This window comes from Burkholderia sp. Bp8998 (assembly GCF_003854235.1).
Lineage (GTDB): Bacteria > Pseudomonadota > Gammaproteobacteria > Burkholderiales > Burkholderiaceae > Burkholderia.
In genome coordinates this window covers 1-2,775 of the sequence record NZ_QTQF01000105.1, presented here as the reverse complement: position 1 = coordinate 2,775, position 2,775 = coordinate 1, and the positions used below count along the sequence as shown (strand labels likewise).

Genomic DNA, 2,775 nt, shown 5'->3' with positions numbered 1-2,775 from the left:
CGTAAGCGCGAAATTCTCCGCACCTAGGCAGCGCTGCCGAATCGATCCACGATTGCGTCCGCAGACTTGAATTGCGGACGCAGATGATGACCGACACTGACTTTGACTTTCTCCCCCTGCGCGTGACCCGGACGTGCGCGGATGGCAAGCATCGATACGATCCGGAGGGCAAGCGTAAGTTGATCGAAGCCTGCCGCCGGCCGGGCGCGTCATTGGCGGGTCTGGCGCTGAAGGCTGGGGTCAATGCGAACCAGTTGCGCAAATGGGTACAACTGGAAGAGCGACGGGAAGTTGCCGGCGCTTCACATGATGCTATGGCGCAAACGCCGTCAGCCTTCGTGCCGGTCGTCTTGATCGACGGGTCACCGGCATCGGCTCCTGCGGAAACGGCACCGCCAGCCCCGCAGCCGTTGCTGCAACGAGATCCGCCCCGTCCGTCGCCGCGAGCGGCACCGCTGGCGCGTTTGTCGGCGACACTGCCTAACGGTGTCGTGCTCGAGCTCGAATGCTCTGGGCGAGACACCTCGCTGGTCACGGCGATGATTGCCGCGTTGGGAGCGGGTTGATGTTCCGCTTCGACCACGACCTGCGGATCTACCTGCACCGCGAGCCGATAGACTTCCGGGCCGGACTGAATACGCTGGTGACGATGGTCGAACAGTCGATGCATCTCGATCCGCTCGCACGAGCCGTCTTCGGATTCCACAACCGGAAACGGGATCGCGTGAAGCTGTTGCTCTATGACCGGGCCGGCTTCTGGCTGATGTTGAAACGGCTCGAGGTAGATCGTTTCGCCTGGCCCCGTCGTCAACAGGCCGTGATCGAGCTCACGGTCGACCAGCTCCACCTGCTGCTCGACGGCGTCGATCTCGACGCACTGCGTCCGCATCCCGCACGACAGTACTGCTTCACGAGTTGAGGAGCGGTATTGCGAACGTTGTTGGCCAACAACGGCCGTCCCGACTGTTACACATCTCCGTAAACCTGTGCGACGCCGCGCTTCGCTATCGTGAAGCGCATGAAAGCCGATCTCGCCCGATTGCCGCAGGCCGCCAAGGCCTACATCCACGAACTCGAAGCAGGTCTCGCCGAGCGCGATGCCAGGATCGACGAACTGACCAAGCGCCTCGACGCGTTGGAAGAGCAATATCGTCTCGCACTGGCCCGGCAGTACGCGCCAAAGAGCGAAAAGCGCAAGGATCGCGTGTTCAACGAGGCCGAAGATGCCGCCGACGCTGATCCGGACGACGCAGACAACAGTGACGCGCCTTCGCTGCCGGACACTGGATTGCCGGAGCTCGACAAGCCTGAGCCCCGTAAGCGAGGTCGCAAGCCGCTGCCCGCGGATCTGCCGCGCGAGCGCATTGAGTACGACCTGCCCGAAGGGCAGAAAACTTGCCCGTGCTGCGGTAAGGCGCTGCATCGTATGGGCGAAGACGTCAGCGAGCAGTTGCACATGGAAGTCAAGGTGTCGGTGCTGCAACATGCGCGCGCCAAATATGCGTGCCGGCACTGCGAACGCCACGGCGTGCGTACGCCGATCGTAGTCGCGCCGATGCCGGCGCAGCCCTTGCCGGGCAGTCACGCAAGTCCGTCGATGATCGCCGCCGTCACGGCCGGCAAGTACGTCGACGGCACGCCGCTGTACCGGATGGAGGACGTGCTCGCGCGCTCGAACATTGCGGTCAGCCGCGGCACGTTGGCGAACTGGATCATCCGCCCGGCCGAGCTGCACTACACGCGGATCTACGACGCACTCAAGCAGGTTCTGCGAGGCCAGTGGTTGATCCACGGCGACGAGACCACGGTCCAGGTGCTCAAGGAACAGGGGCGAAACGCGCAGGATAAGTCGTATATGTGGGTGTATCGGAGCGACGCAGATAGCGACCAGCCGGTCGTGCTGTTCGAGTATCAGCAGGGGCGCGGTGGCGAGCATCCGCGCGCGTTCCTCGGCGACTACGCTGGCACGCTGATGACGGACGGCTGGCCTGCCTGGCGCACGGTCAAGACGGCGACGCACCTTGGGTGCCTTGCGCATGCAAGGAGGCTGTTTACGGACGCGCTCAAGGGCCAGAAGAACAAACCGAGTTCCCGCATCACGAAGGCACTCGAGTTCTTCCAAGCACTGTATCAGGTCGAAGCGCTGGCCAAGCAGACGCTGCCCGAAGGCGAAACGCTGACCGATTACCGGTATCGCCTGCGGCAGCAGCACAGCGTGCCGCTGCTGACCGCCTTCAAGGCCTGGCTTGACGAGCTGGCACCGAAGGTTCTGCCGCAGAGCTTGCTCGGCGAAGCGATCGGTTACTGCCGTCGGCAATGGCAGTATCTGATCCGCTACGTCGATGACGGCCGTCTGCCGCTTGATAACAACGTCATCGAGCGTGACATCAGGCCGTTTGCCACTGCGAGAAAATCGTGGCTGTTCAGCGACACGGAGGCTGGCGCGAAGGCGAGCGCGATGGTCTACAGCATGATGCTCACATGCCGCGCCTGCGGCGTCGAACCGCACGCTTGGCTGCTGCATGTGCTGACCGAATTGCCGCAACGCGCTCCCGACGCGGACATCAGCGACCTGCTGCCGTTCAACTACGTGAAGCAACAAGCCGAGGCGAGCGTGAGCTGACACAGCGAGCGCGCTCCGGCCATCGCGCCGGCGCACTCTACCGAGACTCAGTTGCGGACATCGCCGGTCAACCTCGGCCGTCGCGATGCGGCTATGCTCGCCCAACAGTTGCAAATGATTCTCCATTCGGTGTGCTGAATTTACCGCTTACG

3 protein-coding genes are annotated in these 2,775 nt (G+C 63.1%); all 3 read left to right on the top strand.

Annotation, left to right across the window (positions count from 1 at the left end):
• Positions 1-83 precede the first annotated feature (83 nt).
• The 3 genes from tnpA to tnpC all read left to right on the top strand — a co-directional run bounded on the left by tnpA (position 84) and on the right by tnpC (position 2,623).
• Positions 84-566, top strand: a complete 483-nt coding sequence (gene tnpA / locus DIE06_RS37505) for an IS66-like element accessory protein TnpA (protein ID WP_260433909.1) — start codon at positions 84-86, stop codon at positions 564-566.
• A complete protein-coding gene (gene tnpB / locus DIE06_RS37500; protein ID WP_185658309.1) occupies positions 566-919 on the top strand; it encodes an IS66 family insertion sequence element accessory protein TnpB in 354 nt (117 codons plus the stop codon). Before tnpA ends, tnpB begins: the two co-directional genes overlap by 1 nt.
• A 99-nt stretch (positions 920-1,018) precedes the next feature.
• Entirely contained in the window at positions 1,019-2,623 is a 1,605-nt protein-coding gene (gene tnpC, locus DIE06_RS37495; protein ID WP_124457133.1) for an IS66 family transposase, read from the top strand.
• Positions 2,624-2,775: the final 152 nt, after the last annotated feature.